This is a genomic window from Pseudomonas sp. XP1, assembly GCF_053557675.1.
The window spans coordinates 54434-74019 of record NZ_JBNRIJ010000005.1; the positions used below are offsets into that span (position 1 = coordinate 54434).

General features: G+C 62.4%; 19 protein-coding genes. 4 read left to right on the forward strand and 15 right to left on the reverse strand.

The features are described from left to right. The 5 genes from ACK1U9_RS06525 to ACK1U9_RS06545 all read right to left on the reverse strand — a co-directional run. Positions 1 to 629: SCO family protein (locus ACK1U9_RS06525; protein ID WP_449109776.1), on the reverse strand; the 629-nt coding region annotated here is incomplete at its 3' end. Then, positions 626 to 1519, reverse strand: coding sequence for a heme o synthase (cyoE, locus tag ACK1U9_RS06530; protein WP_085601993.1), 894 nt, complete (start codon positions 1517 to 1519; stop codon positions 626 to 628). The genes cyoE and ACK1U9_RS06525, both read right to left, overlap by 4 nt. Further along, a complete protein-coding gene (locus tag ACK1U9_RS06535; protein WP_046615278.1) occupies positions 1504 to 2583 on the reverse strand; it encodes a COX15/CtaA family protein in 1080 nt (359 codons plus the stop codon). The genes cyoE and ACK1U9_RS06535 overlap by 16 nt, the downstream gene beginning before the upstream one ends. 9 nt (positions 2584 to 2592) lie before the next feature. Then, positions 2593 to 3174, reverse strand: a complete 582-nt coding sequence (locus ACK1U9_RS06540; RefSeq protein WP_108481659.1) for a hypothetical protein — start codon at positions 3172 to 3174, stop codon at positions 2593 to 2595. Beyond that, positions 3143 to 3880 (reverse strand): SURF1 family protein, encoded by a 738-nt coding sequence (locus ACK1U9_RS06545; RefSeq protein ID WP_153671660.1) that lies wholly within the window; start codon positions 3878 to 3880, stop codon positions 3143 to 3145. Before ACK1U9_RS06545 ends, ACK1U9_RS06540 begins: the two co-directional genes overlap by 32 nt. 63 nt (positions 3881 to 3943) lie before the next feature. Between ACK1U9_RS06545 and ACK1U9_RS06550 the strand changes: the two genes are divergently transcribed. Further along, the gene (locus ACK1U9_RS06550; RefSeq protein WP_003258925.1) at positions 3944 to 4147 is read left to right on the forward strand and encodes a twin transmembrane helix small protein; all 204 of its coding nucleotides are present in this window, start codon (positions 3944 to 3946) and stop codon (positions 4145 to 4147) included. A gap of 99 nt (positions 4148 to 4246) precedes the next feature. Here ACK1U9_RS06550 and ACK1U9_RS06555 read toward each other — a convergent pair whose 3' ends face one another. Genes ACK1U9_RS06555 through coxB form a run of 4 tightly spaced genes read right to left on the reverse strand, consistent with a single transcriptional unit; the run spans position 4247 to position 8488 of the window. Further along, entirely contained in the window at positions 4247 to 5134 is an 888-nt protein-coding gene (locus tag ACK1U9_RS06555; RefSeq protein ID WP_003258926.1) for a cytochrome c oxidase subunit 3, read from the reverse strand. 16 nt (positions 5135 to 5150) lie between these two features. After that, complete coding sequence (locus ACK1U9_RS06560; RefSeq protein ID WP_015268464.1) at positions 5151 to 5717, reverse strand: cytochrome c oxidase assembly protein; 567 nt, start codon at positions 5715 to 5717, stop codon at positions 5151 to 5153. A gap of 10 nt (positions 5718 to 5727) precedes the next feature. Continuing rightward, positions 5728 to 7317 (reverse strand): cytochrome c oxidase subunit I, encoded by a 1590-nt coding sequence (gene ctaD / locus ACK1U9_RS06565; protein ID WP_013970300.1) that lies wholly within the window; start codon positions 7315 to 7317, stop codon positions 5728 to 5730. A gap of 43 nt (positions 7318 to 7360) precedes the next feature. Then, positions 7361 to 8488 (reverse strand): cytochrome c oxidase subunit II, encoded by a 1128-nt coding sequence (gene coxB, locus ACK1U9_RS06570; protein WP_085601990.1) that lies wholly within the window; start codon positions 8486 to 8488, stop codon positions 7361 to 7363. A gap of 369 nt (positions 8489 to 8857) precedes the next feature. On the opposite strand from coxB, the gene ACK1U9_RS06575 reads away from it, so the two are divergent. Continuing rightward, a complete protein-coding gene (locus ACK1U9_RS06575) occupies positions 8858 to 9499 on the forward strand; it encodes a hypothetical protein (RefSeq protein WP_043935172.1) in 642 nt (213 codons plus the stop codon). A gap of 140 nt (positions 9500 to 9639) precedes the next feature. Here the strand turns inward: ACK1U9_RS06575 and ACK1U9_RS06580 are convergent, their stop codons facing one another. The 6 genes from ACK1U9_RS06580 to prlC all read right to left on the reverse strand — a co-directional run bounded on the left by ACK1U9_RS06580 (position 9640) and on the right by prlC (position 18086). Further along, positions 9640 to 11172, reverse strand: coding sequence for a SulP family inorganic anion transporter (locus tag ACK1U9_RS06580; protein ID WP_046615284.1), 1533 nt, complete (start codon positions 11170 to 11172; stop codon positions 9640 to 9642). 191 nt (positions 11173 to 11363) lie between these two features. Further along, positions 11364 to 12083, reverse strand: coding sequence for a carbonic anhydrase (locus tag ACK1U9_RS06585; protein WP_013970295.1), 720 nt, complete (start codon positions 12081 to 12083; stop codon positions 11364 to 11366). Between the two features lie 422 nt (positions 12084 to 12505). Beyond that, positions 12506 to 13564 (reverse strand): PA0069 family radical SAM protein, encoded by a 1059-nt coding sequence (locus ACK1U9_RS06590; protein ID WP_085601987.1) that lies wholly within the window; start codon positions 13562 to 13564, stop codon positions 12506 to 12508. 77 nt (positions 13565 to 13641) lie between these two features. Then, a complete protein-coding gene (locus ACK1U9_RS06595; protein WP_153671658.1) occupies positions 13642 to 15636 on the reverse strand; it encodes a M3 family metallopeptidase in 1995 nt (664 codons plus the stop codon). A 120-nt stretch (positions 15637 to 15756) separates the two neighbouring features. Beyond that, entirely contained in the window at positions 15757 to 16038 is a 282-nt protein-coding gene (locus ACK1U9_RS06600; protein WP_013970292.1) for a YheV family putative zinc ribbon protein, read from the reverse strand. Next, a complete protein-coding gene (prlC, locus tag ACK1U9_RS06605; RefSeq protein ID WP_258229917.1) occupies positions 16035 to 18086 on the reverse strand; it encodes an oligopeptidase A in 2052 nt (683 codons plus the stop codon). The genes ACK1U9_RS06600 and prlC overlap by 4 nt, the downstream gene beginning before the upstream one ends. Positions 18087 to 18188: 102 nt before the next feature. Between prlC and ACK1U9_RS06610 the strand changes: the two genes are divergently transcribed. Together ACK1U9_RS06610 and ACK1U9_RS06615 are read left to right on the forward strand one after the other, a co-directional pair. Next, positions 18189 to 18737 carry a gamma carbonic anhydrase family protein gene (locus ACK1U9_RS06610; RefSeq protein WP_003261048.1) on the forward strand — a complete coding sequence of 183 codons (549 nt, stop codon included), beginning with the start codon at positions 18189 to 18191 and terminating at the stop codon, positions 18735 to 18737. 119 nt (positions 18738 to 18856) lie between these two features. Further along, positions 18857 to 19507, forward strand: coding sequence for an HAD family hydrolase (locus tag ACK1U9_RS06615; RefSeq protein ID WP_046615289.1), 651 nt, complete (start codon positions 18857 to 18859; stop codon positions 19505 to 19507). Positions 19508 to 19586: the final 79 nt, after the last annotated feature.

Consider the following 19586-nt stretch of genomic DNA (forward strand, 5'->3'; position numbering starts at 1 on the left):
TCCCGCTTCACAAGCCCAGGCAATTGCGCCACCAGCTTCTGGTTGTTGAACGGAGCCCGAATGAACCCACGCTGACGTCCATCCGGCCCAACAACCGCCAGATTGCCGCTGTGATCCACGGTATACCCCGGCTTGCTGGTATCAGCCGGAATGAAAGGTATGCTCAAGGCATTGGCCAGCTTCTGGGTATCCTCGATCGACCCCGCCACCCCGACGAAATCCTTGTCGAAATAACCCAGGTACTGCTTCAGCTGGTTCGGCGTGTCGCGGTTCGGGTCAACGCTCACCAGCACCACCTGCAGCCGGTCGACGGCCTCCTTGGGCAACTCGCTCTTCACCTGGCGCAACTGGGCCAAGGTCGTCGGGCAGATGTCGGGGCAGTAGGTGTAACCGAAGAAAAGCAGCGACCATTTGCCCTTCAGGTCATCCAGTTGCACCGGCTGGCCGTCCTGGTTGGTCATGGTCACATCTGCCACGGTACGGCTCTGCGGCAGCAGGATGATGCCGGCATCGATCAGCTCGGTGGGGTTGGGCTGGTCGCGGCCATTGAGCACCTTGTTGACGGTCAGGCCCAGGATCAACGCGACCAGGGCAACGAGGATGAAGACGGTTTTCTGGGTTCGGGTCATAGGTTCAGCAAAAGGTAGTGGTCGAGGAGCAACGCGATGAACAGCGCGAACAGGTAGCCGATAGAGTACTTGAAGGTGCCGATCGCCGCGTGCGGCCGGCTGCCACGGTACAACACCCAGGCCCATTGCAGGAAGCGCAGGCCGAGCACCAGGGCACAGGCCAGGTAAAGCGGGCCACTCATGTGGATGACGTAGGGCAGCAGGCTTACCGACAGCAGTACCAGGGTGTACAGCAGGATATGCAGCTTGGTGTAGCGCTCGCCGTGGGTCACCGGCAGCATCGGGATATCGGCCTTGGCGTATTCCTCCTTGCGGTGGATGGCCAAGGCCCAGAAGTGGGGTGGGGTCCAGGCGAAGATGATCAGCACCAGCAACAGGGGCTCGGCGCTGACATGGCCGCTGACCGCCACCCAGCCCAGCAACGGCGGGGCGGCGCCAGCCAAGCCGCCGATGACGATGTTCTGCGGCGTGGCGCGCTTGAGAAAACCGGTGTAGAGCACCGCATAGCCGAGCAGGGAAGCCAGTGTCAGCCAGGCAGTGAGGGCATTTGTGAACACCATCAGCAGGGCCATGCCAAGTAGCGCCAGCGCCAGGGCGAACAGGAGCGCCGGCAGCGGCTCGACCCGGCCCTGGGCCAGCGGCCGCTTGTGGGTACGCGCCATCAGCGCGTCGATGCGTCGGTCCACCACATGGTTGACCACCGCCGCGCCGCCTGCACACAAACCGATGCCCAGGTTGCCGAACAGCAGCACGCTCCAGCTGACACCCGCACGGGTGGCAAGGAACATGCCCGCCAGCGAGGTGATCAGCATCAGCACCACCACCTTGGGCTTGGTCAGTTCCAGGTAATCACGCCAACTGGCCCTCTGTGCGCTCAGAAGCGTCGCCATGAATCATTCCTCATGTGGTGGGTGATGCCCACGCCAGCCACGGGCCGCAGGCGCCAGCCATGGCCGACACCCACGCGAACCTTGTCGACCACGCGGATGCGGTAGTTCACCAGCACCATGCTCAGCAGCAACAGCGCCCCACCAGCGTTGTGCGCCACGGCCACGGCCAGCGGCAGGTGCAGCAGCACATTGCTGATGCCCAGACCAACTTGCACCACCAGCGCCAGCAGCACCAGCCGTGCCAGGCCAGGGAGGCCGCAGCGGTGCAGCTTCCAGCTGAGCATCAGCAGCACACAGGTCACCAGCAATGCGCCCAGGCGGTGGCTGATGTGGATGGCCGTGCGCGCATCACTGTCCAGTTGCCCGCCCAGATAGTTGGGCCCAACGTGCTGGGTCAGGTGGAAACCGTTGCTGAAGTCCGCCGTCGGCCACCACTGACCGTGGCAGGTGGGCAGGTCGATGCAGGCGACGGCCGCGTAGTTGGCACTGACCCAGCCGCCCAGGGCGATCTGGCCGATCACCACCAGCAAGGCCAGCGCAGCGATCCGGCGCAGGCTCAATGGCAGCTTTGGCAAAGGCGCAAAGGCCCGGGACAGACGCAGGGACAACAGGAACAGCAAACTCAGGGTAGTGAAGCCGCCGAGTAGATGCGCGGTGACCACCTGCGGCCACAGCTTGAGGGTGACCGTCCACATGCCGAAGGCTGCCTGCGCCAGCACCACGCCCAGCAGCAGCAAGGGCAGGCGGTAAGGCTGGCCATCGCGGGTATGCCGGCGCAGCGCCTGCAAGGCGAGCAGGGCGATCACCATCGCCAGGGTGCCGGCGAAATAGCGGTGGACCATCTCGGCCCAGCCCTTGGCGGCTTCCACCGGGTGTTCGGGGAAATGCAGCTCGGCATGGGCCAGCTGCGCTTCGCTCTTGGGCACGCTGATGAAGCCGTAGCAACCCGGCCAGTCCGGGCAGCCGAGGCCGGCGTGGGTCAGGCGAGTATAGGCACCAAGCAGGACGACCAGCAGTGCCAGCAAGGTGGCGAACACAGCAAGGCGGAATCCGGGTCTGGCCATGGCAGGCTCCTAGCCGATGTTGGACAGCTTGAGCAGGTGGCGCAGGTCGTCCAGCACATGCTTGCCGTTTACCTTGGCGTCGTAGCGCAGCACCAGGTTGCCGTGTGGGTCGACGATCCACAGCTGCGGGCCGGCCTCGCCGACCTTTTGCAGGTAGCGTTGCGCATCCAGCGGGTAACGCTGCAACTGTGGGTATTCGCGGCCTAGCAACGCCTGGTACTCGGCACTTGCCGGCTGGGCGGCCGCCAGGGCATGGCTGGCACGGCTGGCATCACGACCCAGGCCGACCTGGATCTGCCGAGCCAGGTACACCAGCCGCTGGCAATCCTCGGCACAGGCTGTGGGTGTGCTCACCAGCAGCTGCCAGCGCTCGCCCTGGCCCGCTACGCCGAGATCGGCAAGGGTCTCCCCGTTGCCGATCATCACGCCGTGGTAGCTGCGGCCGTCCGGCACCCAGAACTTGAGCTTGTACATGCTGGTGGCCAGAACCATCGGCCCGAGCACCACCAGCAGAATCAGCAGCAGCTGCAAACGCCCGCGGGCTCTGGGTTTGCTGCGTTCAGACACTTCCAGTGGAGTGGCGGTGGCCATGGCGTTTCTCCTTGTTGTGGTGCCAGCCGAAGTAGAGGTAGAGCAGTACCAAAGTGGTTGCCAGGGCAAACCACTGCACGGCGTAACCCAGGTGTTTTTCCGGGCCCATGGCAACGACCGGCCAGTCCAGGCGATAGGTCGCCGGGCCGGGTTCCAGGCGCAGCTCATGGGCGAAGCCTTCGCGATCGAGCTGTTGCCATAGCTGCGCGGCATCCACGGCAGTCAGCAGATGCGGCCACTGGCCGCCTGCAGGGTCGGGGTGCAGCTGGAACGTGCTGCCAGGCGCGACATACACCGAAGCGTCCAGCGCCAACGCCTGGGCAGGGGTATCGAAATGCACCGGCACACGGCGATCCGGCCAGGGCAACCACCCGCGGTTTACCAGCAGCCACGCGCCGCTGGCCTGATCATGGAAGGGTTGCAGCAGCTCGACACCGGCCTGGCCATCGCGCATGCGGTTGTCCAGCAGCAGGCTGTGTTCGGAGTCGAAGCGGCCATAGAGATGCACGCGGCGGAAGGCATTGTCCTGGTTCGCTGTCAGCTGGGCCGTGGCCACTGGCGCTTCTACCCGCCGCTCGGCATAGGCGGCCAGCAGTATGCGTTTTTCCTCGGCACGGCCGAGTTGCCAGCAGCCAAGCGCGATCAGCCCCGGCAGCAGCGCAAGCACCACCAGGGTTGGTACCCAGCCCGGACGAAACGGCCTCATCGGAGCCTCGTCGGGCCGATCGCTATACTTATCCACATCACCGCATCCCCCCGGAGTATCGCCATGCTCAAGGCCGCGATTGTCCTGATGCTGTTGGCCACGATTGCCAGCCTGTTCAGCGGCCTGGTGTTTCTGGTAAAGGACGATGAAAACTCGACCCGTTTATTGAAAGCGCTGACCGTGCGAGTGACCCTGGCGGCGCTGACCATCGGCCTTGTCGCCTGGGGCTTCATCAGTGGTCAGCTCGTATCTCACGCCCCTTTCTGAAGTTTCCACCTGACCCTGTGGGAGCGGGCATGCCCGCGAATGCGATGTTGAATGTACCGACGCATTCGCGGGCGCGCCCGCTCCCACAGGGTTCTTTATTCACAACACATAGACAAAGATGAACAACCCCACCCACACCACATCGACGAAGTGCCAGTACCAACTGGCGGCCTCGAAACCGAAGTGTTTCTCCGGGTTGAAATGCCCGCGCAAGATGCGCACGAACATCACGATCAGGATGATCGTGCCCAGGGTCACGTGGGCGCCGTGGAAGCCGGTAAGCATGAAGAACGTCGCGCCGTAGATACCCGACCCCAGCGTCAGCCCCAGCTTGGTATAGGCCTCGTGGTACTCGTAGGCCTGCAACGCGATGAAGCTGGCGCCCAGGACGATGGTCAGCGCCATCCAGAATTTCAGCGGGCCACGGTGGCCGCGACGCAGGGCATGGTGGGCGATGGTGATGGTCACGCTGGAGCTGACCAGCAAGATGGTGTTGATAAGCGGCAGGTGCCACGGATCGATCACTTCCTTGGGCGGCGGGAACAGTTTCGGGTCGGGCGTGTGCAGCAGCGGCCAGGTGAATTCGAAGGTCGGCCACAACATGTGCGCAACACCCTTGGCCCCTTCACCGCCCAGCCACGGCCCGGCCAGCACCCGCACGTAGAACAGCGCACCGAAGAAGGCCAGGAAGAACATCACCTCGGAGAAGATGAACCAGCTCATGCCCCAGCGGAACGAGCGGTCCAGCTGCGGGCTGTACAGCCCCGCGCGGCTTTCCCGCACCACCGAACCGAACCAGCCGAACAGCATGTAGGCCAGGAACAACGCACCGATGAAGAAGATCAGCGGCCCGTGCGACTCGGGGTGGCCGGCCTTCATGTCATTGAACCAGGTGCCCAGGCCGAACACCGTGATGAACATGCCGATGGTGGCGATGATCGGCCACTTGCTCTGCGCCGGAACGTAGTAGTGCTCATGACTTGCCATTGCTGTTCTCCTTCCCTTAACGGGCGCCCTGGACGTCCTGGGCCGCGACATGCGCGACCGGCGGGTGGCGAGCGGTGATGTCGAACAAGGTGTAGGCCAGTGTCAGGTGCTTCACGCTGGCCGGCAGGTCGCGGTCGACGATGAAGCGCACCGGCATCTCGATGCGTTCGCCGGGCTGCAGCACCTGCTGGGTAAAGCAGAAGCACTCGGTCTTGTGGAAGTACGCCGCAGCCTCGGCTGGGGTGATGCTGGGGATGGCTTGCGCACTCATCGGCCGGTCGGTCGGGTTGTGGGCAATGAAGATCATCTGGTTCACCGCACCCGGGTTGACCTCCAGCTGGTCCGCGGTGGAGTAGAAGTCCCAGACCATGTCGCTGGCATTGGTCGACATGAACTGCACCCGCACCGAACGCGTCGGGTCGCTGACCTGGCTGCCTTCGTACTGCCCTCCGGTCTTGCCGTTGATACCGAAGGCCTTGCACATCACGTCATAGATAGGCACCAGGGCGAAGCCGAAGGCGAACATCACCACCGTCAGCATCAGCAGGCGCAATACCAGGCGTTTCAGCGAAAGGCCGTTCATGGCACGGTTCCTATTTCACTTCCGGTGGCGTCTGGAAGGTGTGATAGGGCGCAGGCGACGGGATCGACCACTCCAGGCCCTCGGCGCCATCCCATGGTTTGGCCGGTGCCGGCGCGCCGCCACGGATGCATTTGATGACGATGAACAGGAAGAAGATCTGCGTGGCACCGAACATGAACGCGCCGATCGACGACACCATGTTGAAGTCGGCGAACTGCAAGTTGTAGTCGGGGATCCGCCGTGGCATGCCGGCAAGCCCCACGAAGTGCATGGGGAAGAAGGCCATGTTCATGCCAATGAACGATAGCCAGAAATGCAGCTTGCCAAGGGTTTCGTCATACATGTGGCCGGTCCATTTCGGCAGCCAGTAGTAGGCCGAGGCGAAGATGCCGAAGATCGCCCCAGGCACGAGCACATAGTGGAAGTGCGCCACCACGAAGTAGGTGTCGTGGTACTGGAAGTCAGCCGGGGCGATGGCAAGCATCAGTCCGCTGAAACCGCCGATGGTGAACAGGATGACAAAGGCGATGGCGAACAGCATCGGCGTTTCGAAGGTCAGTGACCCTTCCCACATGGTGCTGACCCAGTTGAACACCTTAACCCCGGTAGGCACGGCGATCAGCATGGTGGCGTACATGAAGAACAGCTCGCCGACCACCGGGATGCCGACCACGAACATGTGGTGGGCCCAGACGATGAACGACAGGAATGCGATGGCGCCGGTGGCGTACACCATGGAGGTGTAGCCGAACAGCGGCTTGCGCGAGAACGCCGGGATGATCGAACTGACCGCGCCGAAGGCCGGCAGGATCATGATGTACACCTCGGGGTGGCCGAAGAACCAGAACACGTGCTGGAACAGCACCGGGTCACCGCCGCCGGCGGCACTGAAGAAGCTGGTGCCGAAGTGGATGTCCATCAGCATCATGGTCACCACGCCGGCCAGCACCGGCATCACCGCAATCAGCAGGAACGCGGTAATCAGCCAGGTCCAGACGAACAGTGGCATCTTCATCAAGGTCATGCCCGGGGCGCGCAGGTTGAGGATGGTGGCGATCACGTTGATCGCGCCCATGATCGAGCTGATGCCCATCAGGTGGATGGCAAAGATGAAGAAGGTGACGCTGGCCGGCGCGTAGGTGGTGGACAGCGGGGCGTAGAAGGTCCAGCCGAAGTTGGGCCCCCCGCCCGGGCTGAACAGGGTCGAGACCAGCAACAGGAAAGCCGCCGGCAGCAGCCAGAAGCTGAAGTTGTTCATCCGCGGCAGGGCCATGTCGGGCGCGCCGATCATCAGCGGGATCATCCAGTTGGCCAGGCCGACGAAGGCCGGCATCACCGCACCGAACACCATGATCAGGCCGTGCATGGTGGTCATCTGGTTGAAGAACTCCGGCTGGACGATCTGCAGGCCGGGCTGGAACAGCTCGGCACGGATCACCATGGCGAAAGAGCCGCCGAGCAGGAACATGATGAAGCTGAACCACAGGTACATCGTGCCGATGTCCTTGTGGTTGGTGGTCAGCACCCAGCGCATCAAGCCCTTGGCCGGGCCGTGCGCATGGTCATGGCCGTGGGCGTGGTCGTCGATCACTGCACTCATGTCCTGTCTCCTGCAATCCATTGATTGCCACGAGTAACCCGGTTCATTGCGCTTCTGCCTGCTTCAGTGCCAGCACGTCCTTCGGCGTGACCATGTCACCCTTGTTGTTGCCCCAGGCGTTGCGCTCGTAGGTGACCACGGCGGCGATGTCGACTTCCGAGAGCTGCTTGCCGAACGCGGCCATGGCGGTGCCGGGCTTGCCGTGGAAGACGATACCCAGGTGGGCTTCCTTCGGCCCGGTGGCGATCTTCGAGCCCTTGAGCGCCGGGAACATCGGCGGCAGGCCCTGGCCTTCGGCCTGGTGACAGGCCACGCAGGTGGTGTGGTAGACCTTGTCACCACGTTCCACCAGCTCCTGCAGGGTCCATTCCTTGCTGGTCAGCTCCTTGAGCTTGGCAGCTTCGGCCTTGCGCTCGCCCAGCCAGGTGTCGTAGTCAGCCTTGGACTTGACCTCGACCACCACCGGCATGAAGCCGTGGTCCTTGCCGCACAGCTCGGTGCACTGGCCGCGGTAGATGCCGGGCTTGTCGATACGGGTCCAGGCTTCGTTGACGAAGCCGGGGATGGCATCACGTTTGACCGCGAACGCCGGCACCCACCAGGAGTGGATGACATCGGCAGCGGTCACCAGGAAGCGCACCTTGGCGCCCACTGGCAGCACCAGCGGCTGGTCGACTTCGAGCAGGTAGTGCTCGTCCTTGGGTGCCTTGTTGTGGATCTGCTCGGTGGGGGTGGCCAGGTTGCTGAAGAACTCCACGTCCTGGCCCAGGTATTTGTAGTGCCACTTCCACTGGTACCCGGTAACCTGGATATCGATATCCGACTCGCTGGCATCGTAGATGTCGATCAGGGTCTTGGTGGCCGGGATGGCCATGGCCACCAGGATCAGGAAGGGGACCACCGTCCAGAGAATTTCCACCCAGGTGTGCTCGTGGAAATGCGCAGCCTGCTGACCGGTGGAACGGCGGTGGATGACCATCGACCAGAACATCGCGCCAAAGACAACGATGCCGATGATCACGCAGATCCAGAAGATGGTCATGTGCAGGTCGAAGACGGCGTTGGAGACTTCCGTCGCCCCTGGGTGCATGTTCACGGTCCAGGCGGCATTTGCCTGACCAAAAACCGTCCACAACAGGAGGCCCATCCAGACATGTGGATGTCGCATCATTGCGGGTTCCCCTTCTCGTTCTTGTAGTCCCGGAGGCGTGGCCTGCGGCAAGAGGGAACGGCGGTCAAGACTGCCTGGCTTCGACGACCGAGCCCCTGCTAAAAGCAGTCGGGCCTCATCAACGAATCACGTTCACCGGGAGTATAGACAGCGACCAACGGCACGCAACGAAGGCCGTGAAATGAACTTCATGAAATGGCTGAATGGCCTGAAAACCGCGTGCTTGATAGGTCATGGCGCAATAATGGCATTTCGATATGCCTGAGCATGCACACGTTTGCGTGATTTATAACAAATACGTCTTAGGTATTCTGTATACCGAGCTAATTTAGTGTCTTCCGTTTGAAACGTAATGTCCCTGGAGTTGTCATGAACATCGCTGCTGTACGCGAGCAGGTAAGCCAAGCCCATCAACACGAAGGCCAGACCGGCCAACTGAAAAAGCGTCTCGAGCTGCAACTGCCCCACCTGCACCCCTCGATCCAACTGCCTGAGCAGGACGCCCAGGGTACTTTGGCGCGCTTCGTCAGCGCCTACATCGACCAGGTTCCGGAACTGCTGGAGGCCGCCCATGAGGTCGCCCGCGAGGCCGGGATCGAATCGCAGATCAAACCTGTACTGAAAATCGCCGAAGCCTATTTCCTGCAGCCGCCCAGCGTGATGCAAGGGCATGTGGGCCTGGACTGCCTGCTGGATGAGGCCTACCTGGCGCACCGCCTGGTGGAAGAGGTGAACGACCTGTACATCCGTCACTTCCAGCAACCGTTGATCCCGGTCGACACCACCGTCGCCAACCTGATTGCCCACCAGTTGATTGGCGAGACGTTTGCCAACCAGCTGGATGAAGTGGTGCACCACTCGGTGGATGAAATGTTGAATGACGAAAGCTTCGCGGTGGAATCGGTGGAGGCCTACCGCGAGAAATTGAGCAGCCCGGAAACAGGCGCGGCGTGGAAGCGCTGGCCTTGCCTGTCGCGGCAGCTGGGTGTGGAGCTGGGCCAGCCGGCCTGATCGATTGGTATAAGCTGTTCCGGCCTCTTCGCGGGTAAACCCGCTCCCACAGGTACTGCACAGGTTCATGGCTTGTGCAGTACCTGTGGGAGCGGGTTTACCCGCGAAGAGGCAAGTTCAGGCGATACAGACTTTCAGCTTCAGGCCCCAACCCCCGCCGTAGTCCGCATCCGCCCCTCGATCCGCCGCTTCAAGCGCCGCTGCTCGATCAGCAACCGCGACCCATTTGCCAAATTACTGCGGCCCCAATCTTCAAGCAGCTCAAGGCACGAGTGGTCGATATAGCTGAGGTTACCCAGCGGCACATGCAGCGTGGTCCCCGCCGGCACGCTATCCAGCACCTGGGTCAGCGCCGGCACCTTGAGGAAGGTGGCCGCGCCACTCAAGCGCAGCTCCATGTGCCCAGCCTTCTCCAGGCTGACCAGGTTGATCTTCAACCGCGCCGCCTTCAGTGCCAGCTTCAGCAAGGTCAGGGCAAAGCCCAGCAATACGCCGGTCAGCAGGTCGGTAAAGATAATCGCCAGTGCCGTCGCCGCGTAGGTGATCATCGGCATGCGGCCATAGCGGCCCAACCCACGAAACGCCTTGAAATCCACCAGTTTGACCCCGGTGAACACCAGCACACCCGCCAGGCTCGCCACCGGGATCTGCTGCAGCACGCTGCTCAGCGCCACCACGAATGCCAGCAGCCACAAGCCATGGAAGATCGCTGAAGCCCGAGTCTGCGCACCAGCCTGCACGTTCGCCGAGCTACGCACGATCACCCCGGTCATCGGTAACGCGCCGAGCATCCCACACAGCATGTTGCCGATGCCCTGGGCAGACAGCTCACGGTCGAAGTCCGAACGTTGGCCGCTGTGCATGCGGTCAACCGCTGCAGCCGACAACAAGGTTTCGGCGCTGGCGATGAAGGCCAGAGCGAAAGCGGCGACCAACAGGGTAGGGTCGGCCAGTTGCATCAGGTCACCAGGGCGGATCCAGTCGATGGCCTCGGACAGGTCGGCCGGCACCTGTACGCGATTCACCGGCAAGGCCAGCCACATGCTGATGGCCGTCATGGCCGACACGCCCAGCAGGGCACCTGGGACAAAGCGCAGCCGCTGCGGCCGCAGGCGCTCCCAGCCCCACATGATGGCGATGGTACCCAGGCCCAGCGCACCGGCCATCCAGCCGGAGCCGGCGCTTTCCTGTGGCAGGGCCGCAGCCACGGTCGCCGGGAACTCCAGCAGGTTCTGCATGCCGGATGGCTGCGGCGCGGTATCGAACATCACATGCACCTGCGACAGCACGATCAGCACGCCAATCCCCGCCAGCATGCCGTACACCACCGCCGGCGCGGTAACCCGGAACCAGCAGCCCAGGCGCAGACGCCCGGCCAGCAACTGCAGCAAGCCGGCCAGCAGCAGGATCGGCCCGAGCATGGCCATGCCATGCTGGCGTACCAGTTCGAATACCAATACCGCCAGGCCAGCGGCCGGTCCACTGACCTGCAGCGGGGAACCGGCGAGAAAACCCACGACGACACCGCCGATAATGCCGGTGATCAGGCCTTTGGCGGGCGGCATGCCCGAAGCGATCGCAATGCCCATGCACAACGGCAGGGCCACCAGGAAGACCACCACCGACGCCAGCAACTCACGCGGCAGGGCCGCTTTCAACTGTGTAATGTTCACCGTGTTTCTCCTTTCTCTGTCGCACAGCCATTCCCCTGGCCGTGGGCACGTTTGCCCCTGACGAGCGCGCAGGCGCGGGCCGCCAGCGGGCGTGCCGGCAGGCAGTCAGGGAATTCAAGGCAGCCGAAAGCCATGCCACACCCCTGCAGGGTGCAGCCGGCTATCAAGGTTCCAGCGGGTGGATGGGTCGCTTAGTAGCGGCCTCTCGGAGTAGCGCAGGGGACCGGCTCGCCAGCAGCCAGGGGCAGGAAGGTATCGCTGGCGGCGTCGTAGGCTTCGATCTTGCTGGTCTCGATGTCGTAGACCCAGCCATGGATGTACAGCTCACCGGCTGCCAGGCGCGAAGCCACCGAAGGGTGAGTACGCAGGTGATGCAGCTGGGCGATGACGTTTTCCTTGGTCAGCACTTGCATGGTTTCGTGTTCGCTGCCGCACGAGCAGTTGTTCTCGACCACGGTGCGGGCCACTTCGGCGTGGCGCAACCAGGCGGACACTGTCGGCATCTTGGTCAGCGATTGCGGGTTGAGCACGGCACGCATGGCGCCGCAGTCGGAGTGGCCGCAGACGATGATGTGATGCACTTTCAACGCCAGCACGGCGTACTCGATGGCGCTGGAAACGCCGCCGTTCATCTGGCCATATGGCGGTACCACGTTACCGACGTTACGGGTCACAAACAGGTCGCCAGGCGAACTCTGGGTGATCAGCTCGGGAACGATGCGCGAGTCGGCGCAGGTAATGAACATGGCTCGCGGGGTTTGCGCGGTGGCGAGCTTCTTGAACAGCTCTTGCTGCTCGGGGAAAACGTCATGGTGAAAACGCAGGAAGCCGTCGACGATGTGCTTCAGGGCGGCATCGGCGCTCTCCGCGGGGACCTGCGGTACGACCTTGGATGGGTCCTTGACGGGCATGATTCATCCTCTTGACGGTGTGTAGGTAAATCCATTTTACCGGTGAAAGATTCTGGCTATGCAGGGATTTAGATGACACGCACAGGCCATAGATCACAGTCGATGAAGACTGATTTCCTACGCTAGCGGGGAAAACTTAACTGAAACTTAATTCGAAGGCTCTAGAACGGGTGTTCCAGATAGGAAGGGCGGGCACTGGATAATAGCAAAAAAACATCAACTGCCAAGAGCCATTAGTCCAATTATCTACTTGGATTAGTTGTATTGACGGATGGCAATGCGCCCCATGCGGGAACCCGGAACCTGCACAGAACCTGTGGGAGCGGGCGTGCCCGCGAAAGAGGCAGCTTGGTACAAGGCACCGGCTGCGCCGGTGTTCGCGGGCGCGCCCGCTCCCACAAAGGCCGTGCTCTGCTCAAGCATCAGAACAGCGCCATCTGCCCACCCGGTGGGCAAAACGCCGAACAATCCAGCGCCTGCGCTTCTCGCCCTTCGAACTCCAGCCGCTTCATGGCCTTGGCAAAGCGCTGCGCCAGCAACTCGGCAAACACGCCTTCACCGCGCATGCGCGCACCAAACCGGCTGTCGTACAGTTCACCGCCGCGGCTCTGGCGGATCAGGCTCAATACATGCGCCGCCCGCTGCGGGTAATGGTCCTGCAGCCATTGCTCGAACAACGGTGCCACTTCCAGCGGCAAGCGCAACATCATGTAGGCTGCGCTCTGTGCACCGGCCTCCCTCGCCGCATCCAGCAGCCGTTCCAGTTCACTGTCGTTGATCATCGGGATCATCGGCGAACACAACACGCCCACCGGCACTCCCGCCTCACGCAACACACGGATAGCCCGCAAACGCGCCTTGGGTGATGCCGCGCGCGGTTCCAGCACCCGTTTCAGGTCATCGTCCAGCGTGGTCAGGCTGATCATCACCCGTACCAGACGCTGGCGGGCCATCTCGGCCAGCAGGTCGAGGTCGCGCAGCACCAGTGAACCCTTCGTGACGATGGTCACCGGGTGGCGAAAACGCAGCAGCACTTCGAGCAGGCGACGGGTCAGCAGTTGTTCCCGCTCGATCGGCTGGTACGGGTCGGTATTGGAACCCAGGTTGATCGGCGCGCAAATGTAACCCGGTTTGCTCAATTGTTGCTCAAGCACCTCGGCGGCGTTGGTCTTGGCAATCAGCTTGGTCTCGAAATCCAGGCCGGGGGAAAGGTCCCAGTAGGCGTGGGAAGGGCGGGCATAACAGTAGATGCAACCGTGCTCGCAACCACGGTATGGGTTGATGGAGCGGTCGAAGGGCAGGTCGGGAGACGTATTGCGGCTGATCACCGACCTGGCCGTCTCTACCCGCACCTCGGTGCCCTGGGTTTGCGGCACCTCCTGACACCAGCCGTCATCCTCCGCCACCGAATGGCTGGGGGCAAAGCGGTTGTGCGGATTGTGCGCCGTGCCACGGCCCTTTTGCGGTGCTGGAGGAATCATGGCCTACCCCTGATACTGTATTCATATACAGTATATTGCCTGCCTGATTCTTTCCAGCACCTCCGGTCAGCGCGCGTTCACTTCAGGCCATGCCAACGTAGAAAGGGCAGCTGGCTCGACTGCCGGCCGAGGAACATCTCGATACCTTCACGCAACGGTCGCGATGCCCCTGGGGCAAGCAATGTCTCCTGCAAGGCCTGCCCTGTGGCCCGGTCCAGCAGGCCTTGGGCCTCGAAGCGGGTGAACAGGTCGAAGGCGTGCACGTCCGACCACAGATAGGCGTAATAACCGGCATCGTAGCCGTTTACCAGATGGTCGAAGGCATGCGCCGGGTGCTCGAAATCGGCCAGGGGCCAGTAACCACAATACTCACGGGCATCGCCCAGGCGCTGCTCGAGGGACCGGCCATCGTTCGGCATGCCATGCAGGTCCAGGTCGAACAGCGCCATGCTCAGGTCGCGCGCGGTTTCTTCCACACCTTGTTGCCGCAAGCGGCGCAGGCACTCATCGACCCGCGTCCGGGAAAGCTGGCTACCATCGTGCTGGTGCGAAGAGATCGCCACCAGGTAATCCGCGTCCCAGACCCAGCGCTCGAACAGCTTGCCGAACAACTCCACGCCATCGGTACCGAGTTCGGTGACGTTGGACATCACGTGGTTGGTCGTGCGCACCAGCAAATGGTGCAAGGCATGGCCAAACTCATGGAACAGCTTGCGCAGTGACAGATGGTCCAGCAACGGCTGGCTACCCGGCAGCGCTGCCGGCACGTCGCTATAGACCACCACCGAGGCCGTCTGGAAGATTCCCTCGGCATCGACCCGACGGTTGCGAATGTAGGTGGTGAATACCGAGTCAGGTTGTTTGCCGGCATGCTGTACGGCATCCAGGTACAGGAAACCGATCAAGGCGTTGTCCTGCCACACCTCGAACGGTTGCACGCTGTCATCCCAGGTTGCCAGCGGCCTGGCCAGCAGCGTTACGCCAAACAGTTTTTCCGCCAACTGCTGCAATGCCCTGACCACGACATTCAGCGGGAAGTATTCGCGCAAGGCTTCGGTGGAAAGCACCGTGCGCGACGAGGCCTGCAGGTACGCAATGTCCCAGGGTTGGACATTCCCCAGCCCTTTGGCTGAGGCCTGGCGCTGCATATCTGCACGCCAATTCAGTACGGCCGGCCGCACATGGTCGGCCAGGTCATGAAGGAAGCTGCGCACCTGGGCAACCGAACCCGCGCTCTTTATCTGCAGGCTCTGCTCCAGATGGCTGGCAAAGCCGAGCAGGTGGGCCTTTTCTTCCAGCAGCCTCGCAAGTTGCTCCAGGTGCAAGCGATTATCCTGCTGTTGGCCAAAGCCGACGCCTCGGGTATTGTAAGCCCGGTATACGCGCTCACGCAGTTGCCGGTTGTCAGCATGTTTGAGCACGGCCTCGGTGGTCGCGCTTTCGCATGCAATCAACCAACCCGGCTCACCCGCCTCCTGTGCCCTAGTAGCCAGCTCGTCACGGATACGTTGAGGTACACCGCTCAGTTCGGATTCATCCGTGATGCTCAGCCCTGGTCGGTTGATGTTGCTGCGAAACGCCTCCCGCGCAGCGCCAATCTGTTTCAGCAGGTCGGCTAGGCGCAGCTTGCCTGCTGGGTCGAGCGATGCACCACTGGAGGCGAACTTGTGCAGATGCCAGCGCAATGTGGCGCGTTTCTGGGCATCCAGCTGCTTGCCAATGTCGCTGTTAGCCAAGCGCTCATACAGGGCCTGCAGTGCGGAATTGGTGAACTTCTGTTCGAACCGCTCCGTGGCCTTGGCGAAGAAGTCGAAAATGGCACCGGCCCAGGCTTCATCCCGGCCCACCAACGGCGAGGCAGCATACAACACCGTCAGAAGCTGACTATCCAGCCCATCCACCGCCAGCACCATGTCATCCCAGGTTGGCAATGCCTGCTGGTCGCGGATGATGCGTTCGATGCCTTGCTCGTGCGCCAGCAGCACATGGTCGAAGGCAACTTGCATGTTTTGCAGCGTGATCGACGGGTAATCGACGGGGATACGGCTATTTTTCAGAAGAGGGTTGTCCATGGTGCAACACCTTGCTCGTAGAGAAGAGCAGGCGAGCTTGCATGGCCGGCGTGCAGCAGGTGGCCTGACTATCTACCACCCGCTACCACCCGGGCACGGCGCCCGGGCGGCACGACGGCTTTATTCAGCCGGTTTCTTCAGCTTCGGGTTTGGGAAGAACTGCACCGTCTGTACCTTGGCCGGCGCGGCTTTCGGTTCCAGATGGTTGACCCGGGTACCGAGCTCCTTCGGCACCGACAAGCCCTGCTCGTTGAGGGTGTCGGTAAAGCCGCAGGCCACGCATTCGCGATGCGGCACGCCGTCTTCGTTCCACATCATCAGCTTGTCGGTCTCACTGCACGCCGGGCATACCGCCCCGGCAATGAAGCGTTTCTTGGTCTTGTTCACGGCTACCTCGCTCATGCTGCAGCGTCCTCGCTCAGGCCACTATGGCGCAGCAAGGCATCGATGGAAGGCTCACGGCCACGGAAGTCGACGAACAACTCCATAGGCTCGCGCGAACCACCGCGTGCCAGGATTGCCTCGCGGAAGGCACGGCCGGTTTCGGCGTTCAGCACGCCTTCTTCCTCGAAGCGCGAGAAGGCGTCAGCCGACAGCACTTCGGCCCACTTGTAGCTGTAATAGCCTGCCGCATAACCGCCAGCGAAGATGTGCGCAAAACTGTTGGGGAAGCGGTTGTACGCCGGTGGTCGCATGACCGATACCTCGTCGCGCACGCCTTCGAGCACCTGCAGCACACTGCGGCCGTCGCCATGGGTGGCATGCAGCTCGAAGTCGAACAGCGAGAACTCCAGCTGGCGCACCATCATCATGCCCGACTGGAAGTTCTTCGCCGCCAGCATCTTGTCCAACAGGTCCTGGGGCAAGGGAGCGCCGGTTTCGTAGTGGGCGGAAATCAGTGCCAGGCCTTCCGGCTCCCAGCACCAGTTTTCCATGAACTGGCTCGGCAGTTCCACCGCGTCCCAGGCCACGCCGTTAATGCCGGATACACCGGCATGCTCGATGCGGGTCAGCATGTGGTGCAGGCCGTGGCCGAACTCGTGGAACAAGGTGGTGACTTCATCGTGAGTCAACAGCGCCGGCTTGCCGGGTGCGGCCGGGGTGAAGTTGCACACCAGGTTGGCCACCGGGCTCTGCAACTGGCCGGCAGCTGTGCGGCGGCGGTCACGCGCGCCGTCCATCCAGGCGCCGCCACGCTTGTTGGCGCGGGCGTAGAGGTCGAAGAAGAAGCGGCCGACATGCTGGCCGTTTTCCTTGATCTCGAACAGGCGCACATCCGGGTGCCAGCTGTCGAAGCCCTTGAGTTCGGCGATCTCGATGCCATACAGGCGCTGCACGATGCTGAACAGGCCGCTCAGTACCTTATCGATCGGGAAGTAGGCGCGCAGGGCTTCCTGAGAAACGCTGTAACGCTGCTCACGCAGCTTCTCGCCGAAGTAGCCGGCGTCCCAGCTGGCCAGTTCAGGGCAGCCCTGCTCGGCGGCATAGGCCTTGAGCTGCTCCAGATCCTGGGCAGCGAACGGCTTGGAACGCTTGGCCAGGTCACGCAGGAAGCTCAGCACCTGGTCGCTGGACTCGGCCATCTTGGTGGCCAGGCTCAGCTCGGCGTAGTTCTTGTAGCCCAGCAGTTCGGCCAGTTCCTGGCGCAGACCGAGGATTTCCTGCATCACCGGGCCGTTGTCGAACTGGCCTGCATTCGGGCCCTGGTCCGAGGCACGGGTGCAGTATGCGGCGTAAAGCTCTTCGCGCAGAGCGCGGTCGCTGGCGTAGGTCATCACCGCGTAGTAGCTGGGGAATTCCAGGGTGATCAGCCAGCCGTCGAGGCCCTTGGCCTGGGCGGCGGCGGCCATCTGCGCCTTGGCCGAATCGGTCAGGCCGGCCAGCGCTGCTTCGTCGGTAACGTGCTTGGTCCAGGCCTGGGTGGCATCGAGCAGCTGGTTGGAGAAACGGCTGCCCAGCTCGCTGAGCTTGCTCTGCACTTCGGCGTAGCGCTGCTGTTTATCTGCCGGCAGGTCGATACCCGACAGGCGGAAGTCTCGCAGGGCGTGCTCGAGGATAGTCTTTTGCGCCACGTCGAAACCGGCGGCCTCGGGGCTGTCGATCAGCGCCTGGTAGGCTTCGAACAGCGCGCGGTTCTGGCCCAGTTCGGTAGAGTAGGCGCTCAGCGCCGGCAGGCACGACTCATAGGCTTCGCGCAGCTGCGCGCTGTTGCACACCGCATTGAGGTGGCTGACCGGGCTCCAGGCGGCGCCCAGGCGGTCGTTCAGTTCGTCCATGGCCAGCACCAGGCCAGCCCAGGTAGGGTTCTTGCCTTGCTTTTCGAGGATCTCGGCAATGGCTTTACGGTTGTCGGCCAGGATCGCTTCGATCGCCGGCAACACGTGTTCGGCACGGATTTGCGAGAAGGGCGGCAGATCGTAGGACTGCAGAAGCGGGTTGTTCGCACTCACGGTTTGGATACCTTGGCAGAAGAAACACTGCCCCATCTTAATTACAATCGACGCCGACCGCAGCAGGCAGCCTGCCTATCGGCACAGATGAGAGACGCTATCATGGCCATCCGAAGCTTCCAGCAACACACTCCGAAAGTTGGGCCCAGGGCCTTCGTCGACCGATCGGCGGTAGTGCTGGGCGACGTGGAAATCGGTGAAGACAGCTCCGTCTGGCCGTTGACCGTTATACGCGGCGACATGCACCGCATCCGCATCGGCGCGCGTACCAGCGTGCAGGACGGCAGCGTGCTGCACATCACCCATGCCGGCCCGTTCAACCCGGACGGCTTCCCGCTGATCATCGGTGACGAAGTGACCATCGGCCACAAGGTCATGCTGCATGGCTGCACCTTGGGCAACCGCATACTGGTCGGCATGGGCAGCACCATCATGGACGGCGCCATCGTCGAGGACGAAGTGATCATCGGCGCCGGTAGCCTGGTGCCGCCGGGCAAGCGCCTGGTCAGTGGCTACCTGTACATGGGCAGCCCGGTGAAGCAGGCCCGGCTGCTGAACGACCAGGAACACGCATTTTTCGCCTACAGCGCCAGTAACTACGTGAAGCTCAAGGACCAGCACCTGGCCGAAGGCTACGACCAACCGGAATGACCGCATTCGCGGGTAAACCCGCTGCCACAGGTATGGTGTCGGCCTGAGAGGCTCCGCTACCTGTGGGAGCGGGTTTACCCGCGAAGAAGGCCACGCAGCACTCAAGTGGAACTCAGTAAATGCACCAGCAAAACATCCTCTTCGACCTCGACGGCACCCTGACCGACCCGCGCCAGGGCATTACCCGCTCGATCCAGTATGCCCTGGCCAAACTGGGCATCGACGAGCCGGACCTGACCCGCCTCGAGCACTTCATCGGCCCGCCTCTGCTGCAGGCCTTCATGCAGTTCTACAGCTTCGACGAAGCCAAGGCATGGGATGCAGTGAACTTCTATCGGGAACGCTTCAGCGTCACCGGCCTGTACGAAAACCTGGTGTTCGAAGGTGTGCCGGAGCTGCTCGAGGCCCTGAACGGCCAGGGCCGCACCCTCTACATCGCCACCTCCAAGCCGTGGAAGTTCGCCCGTGAAATCGCCCGGCACTTCGCCTTCGACCACCACTTCAAGGTGATCTACGGCAGTGAACTGGATGGCACACGCACCAACAAGGTCGAGCTGATTCGCCACCTGCTTGATGAAGAAGGGCTGGACCCGGCGCATACACTGATGATCGGCGACCGCAAGCATGACCTGATCGGTGCGCGCAGCAATGGCTTGCAGGCGGTAGCGGTGGGGTACGGGTTTGGTAGCCAGGAAGAACTGATGGCGGAAGAGCCGGCCTACCATTTTGCTACCTTGGCCGAGATGCATCAGGCGTTTCTCAAGGCTTGATGGCCTTGGGGGCTGCTTTGCAGCCCATCGCGACACAAGGCCGCTCCTACAGGCGATCGCGTATCTTCTGTAGGCGCGG

Coding starts and splice junctions, on each gene's coding strand:
- ACK1U9_RS06590 (WP_085601987.1), bottom strand. CDS start 13,564: ATGATTCCTCCAGCACCGCAAAAGGGCCGTGGCACGGCGCACAATCCG.
- cyoE (WP_085601993.1), bottom strand. CDS start 1,519: ATGGCGACGCTTCTGAGCGCACAGAGGGCCAGTTGGCGTGATTACCTG.
- ACK1U9_RS06610 (WP_003261048.1), top strand. CDS start 18,189: ATGGCCATCCGAAGCTTCCAGCAACACACTCCGAAAGTTGGGCCCAGG.
- ctaD (WP_013970300.1), bottom strand. CDS start 7,317: ATGAGTGCAGTGATCGACGACCACGCCCACGGCCATGACCATGCGCAC.
- ACK1U9_RS06595 (WP_153671658.1), bottom strand. CDS start 15,636: ATGGACAACCCTCTTCTGAAAAATAGCCGTATCCCCGTCGATTACCCG.
- coxB (WP_085601990.1), bottom strand. CDS start 8,488: ATGATGCGACATCCACATGTCTGGATGGGCCTCCTGTTGTGGACGGTT.
- ACK1U9_RS06555 (WP_003258926.1), bottom strand. CDS start 5,134: ATGGCAAGTCATGAGCACTACTACGTTCCGGCGCAGAGCAAGTGGCCG.
- ACK1U9_RS06600 (WP_013970292.1), bottom strand. CDS start 16,038: ATGAGCGAGGTAGCCGTGAACAAGACCAAGAAACGCTTCATTGCCGGG.
- ACK1U9_RS06540 (WP_108481659.1), bottom strand. CDS start 3,174: ATGGCCACCGCCACTCCACTGGAAGTGTCTGAACGCAGCAAACCCAGA.
- ACK1U9_RS06575 (WP_043935172.1), top strand. CDS start 8,858: ATGAACATCGCTGCTGTACGCGAGCAGGTAAGCCAAGCCCATCAACAC.
- ACK1U9_RS06585 (WP_013970295.1), bottom strand. CDS start 12,083: ATGCCCGTCAAGGACCCATCCAAGGTCGTACCGCAGGTCCCCGCGGAG.
- ACK1U9_RS06545 (WP_153671660.1), bottom strand. CDS start 3,880: ATGAGGCCGTTTCGTCCGGGCTGGGTACCAACCCTGGTGGTGCTTGCG.
- ACK1U9_RS06560 (WP_015268464.1), bottom strand. CDS start 5,717: ATGAACGGCCTTTCGCTGAAACGCCTGGTATTGCGCCTGCTGATGCTG.
- ACK1U9_RS06615 (WP_046615289.1), top strand. CDS start 18,857: ATGCACCAGCAAAACATCCTCTTCGACCTCGACGGCACCCTGACCGAC.
- ACK1U9_RS06535 (WP_046615278.1), bottom strand. CDS start 2,583: ATGGCCAGACCCGGATTCCGCCTTGCTGTGTTCGCCACCTTGCTGGCA.
- ACK1U9_RS06550 (WP_003258925.1), top strand. CDS start 3,944: ATGCTCAAGGCCGCGATTGTCCTGATGCTGTTGGCCACGATTGCCAGC.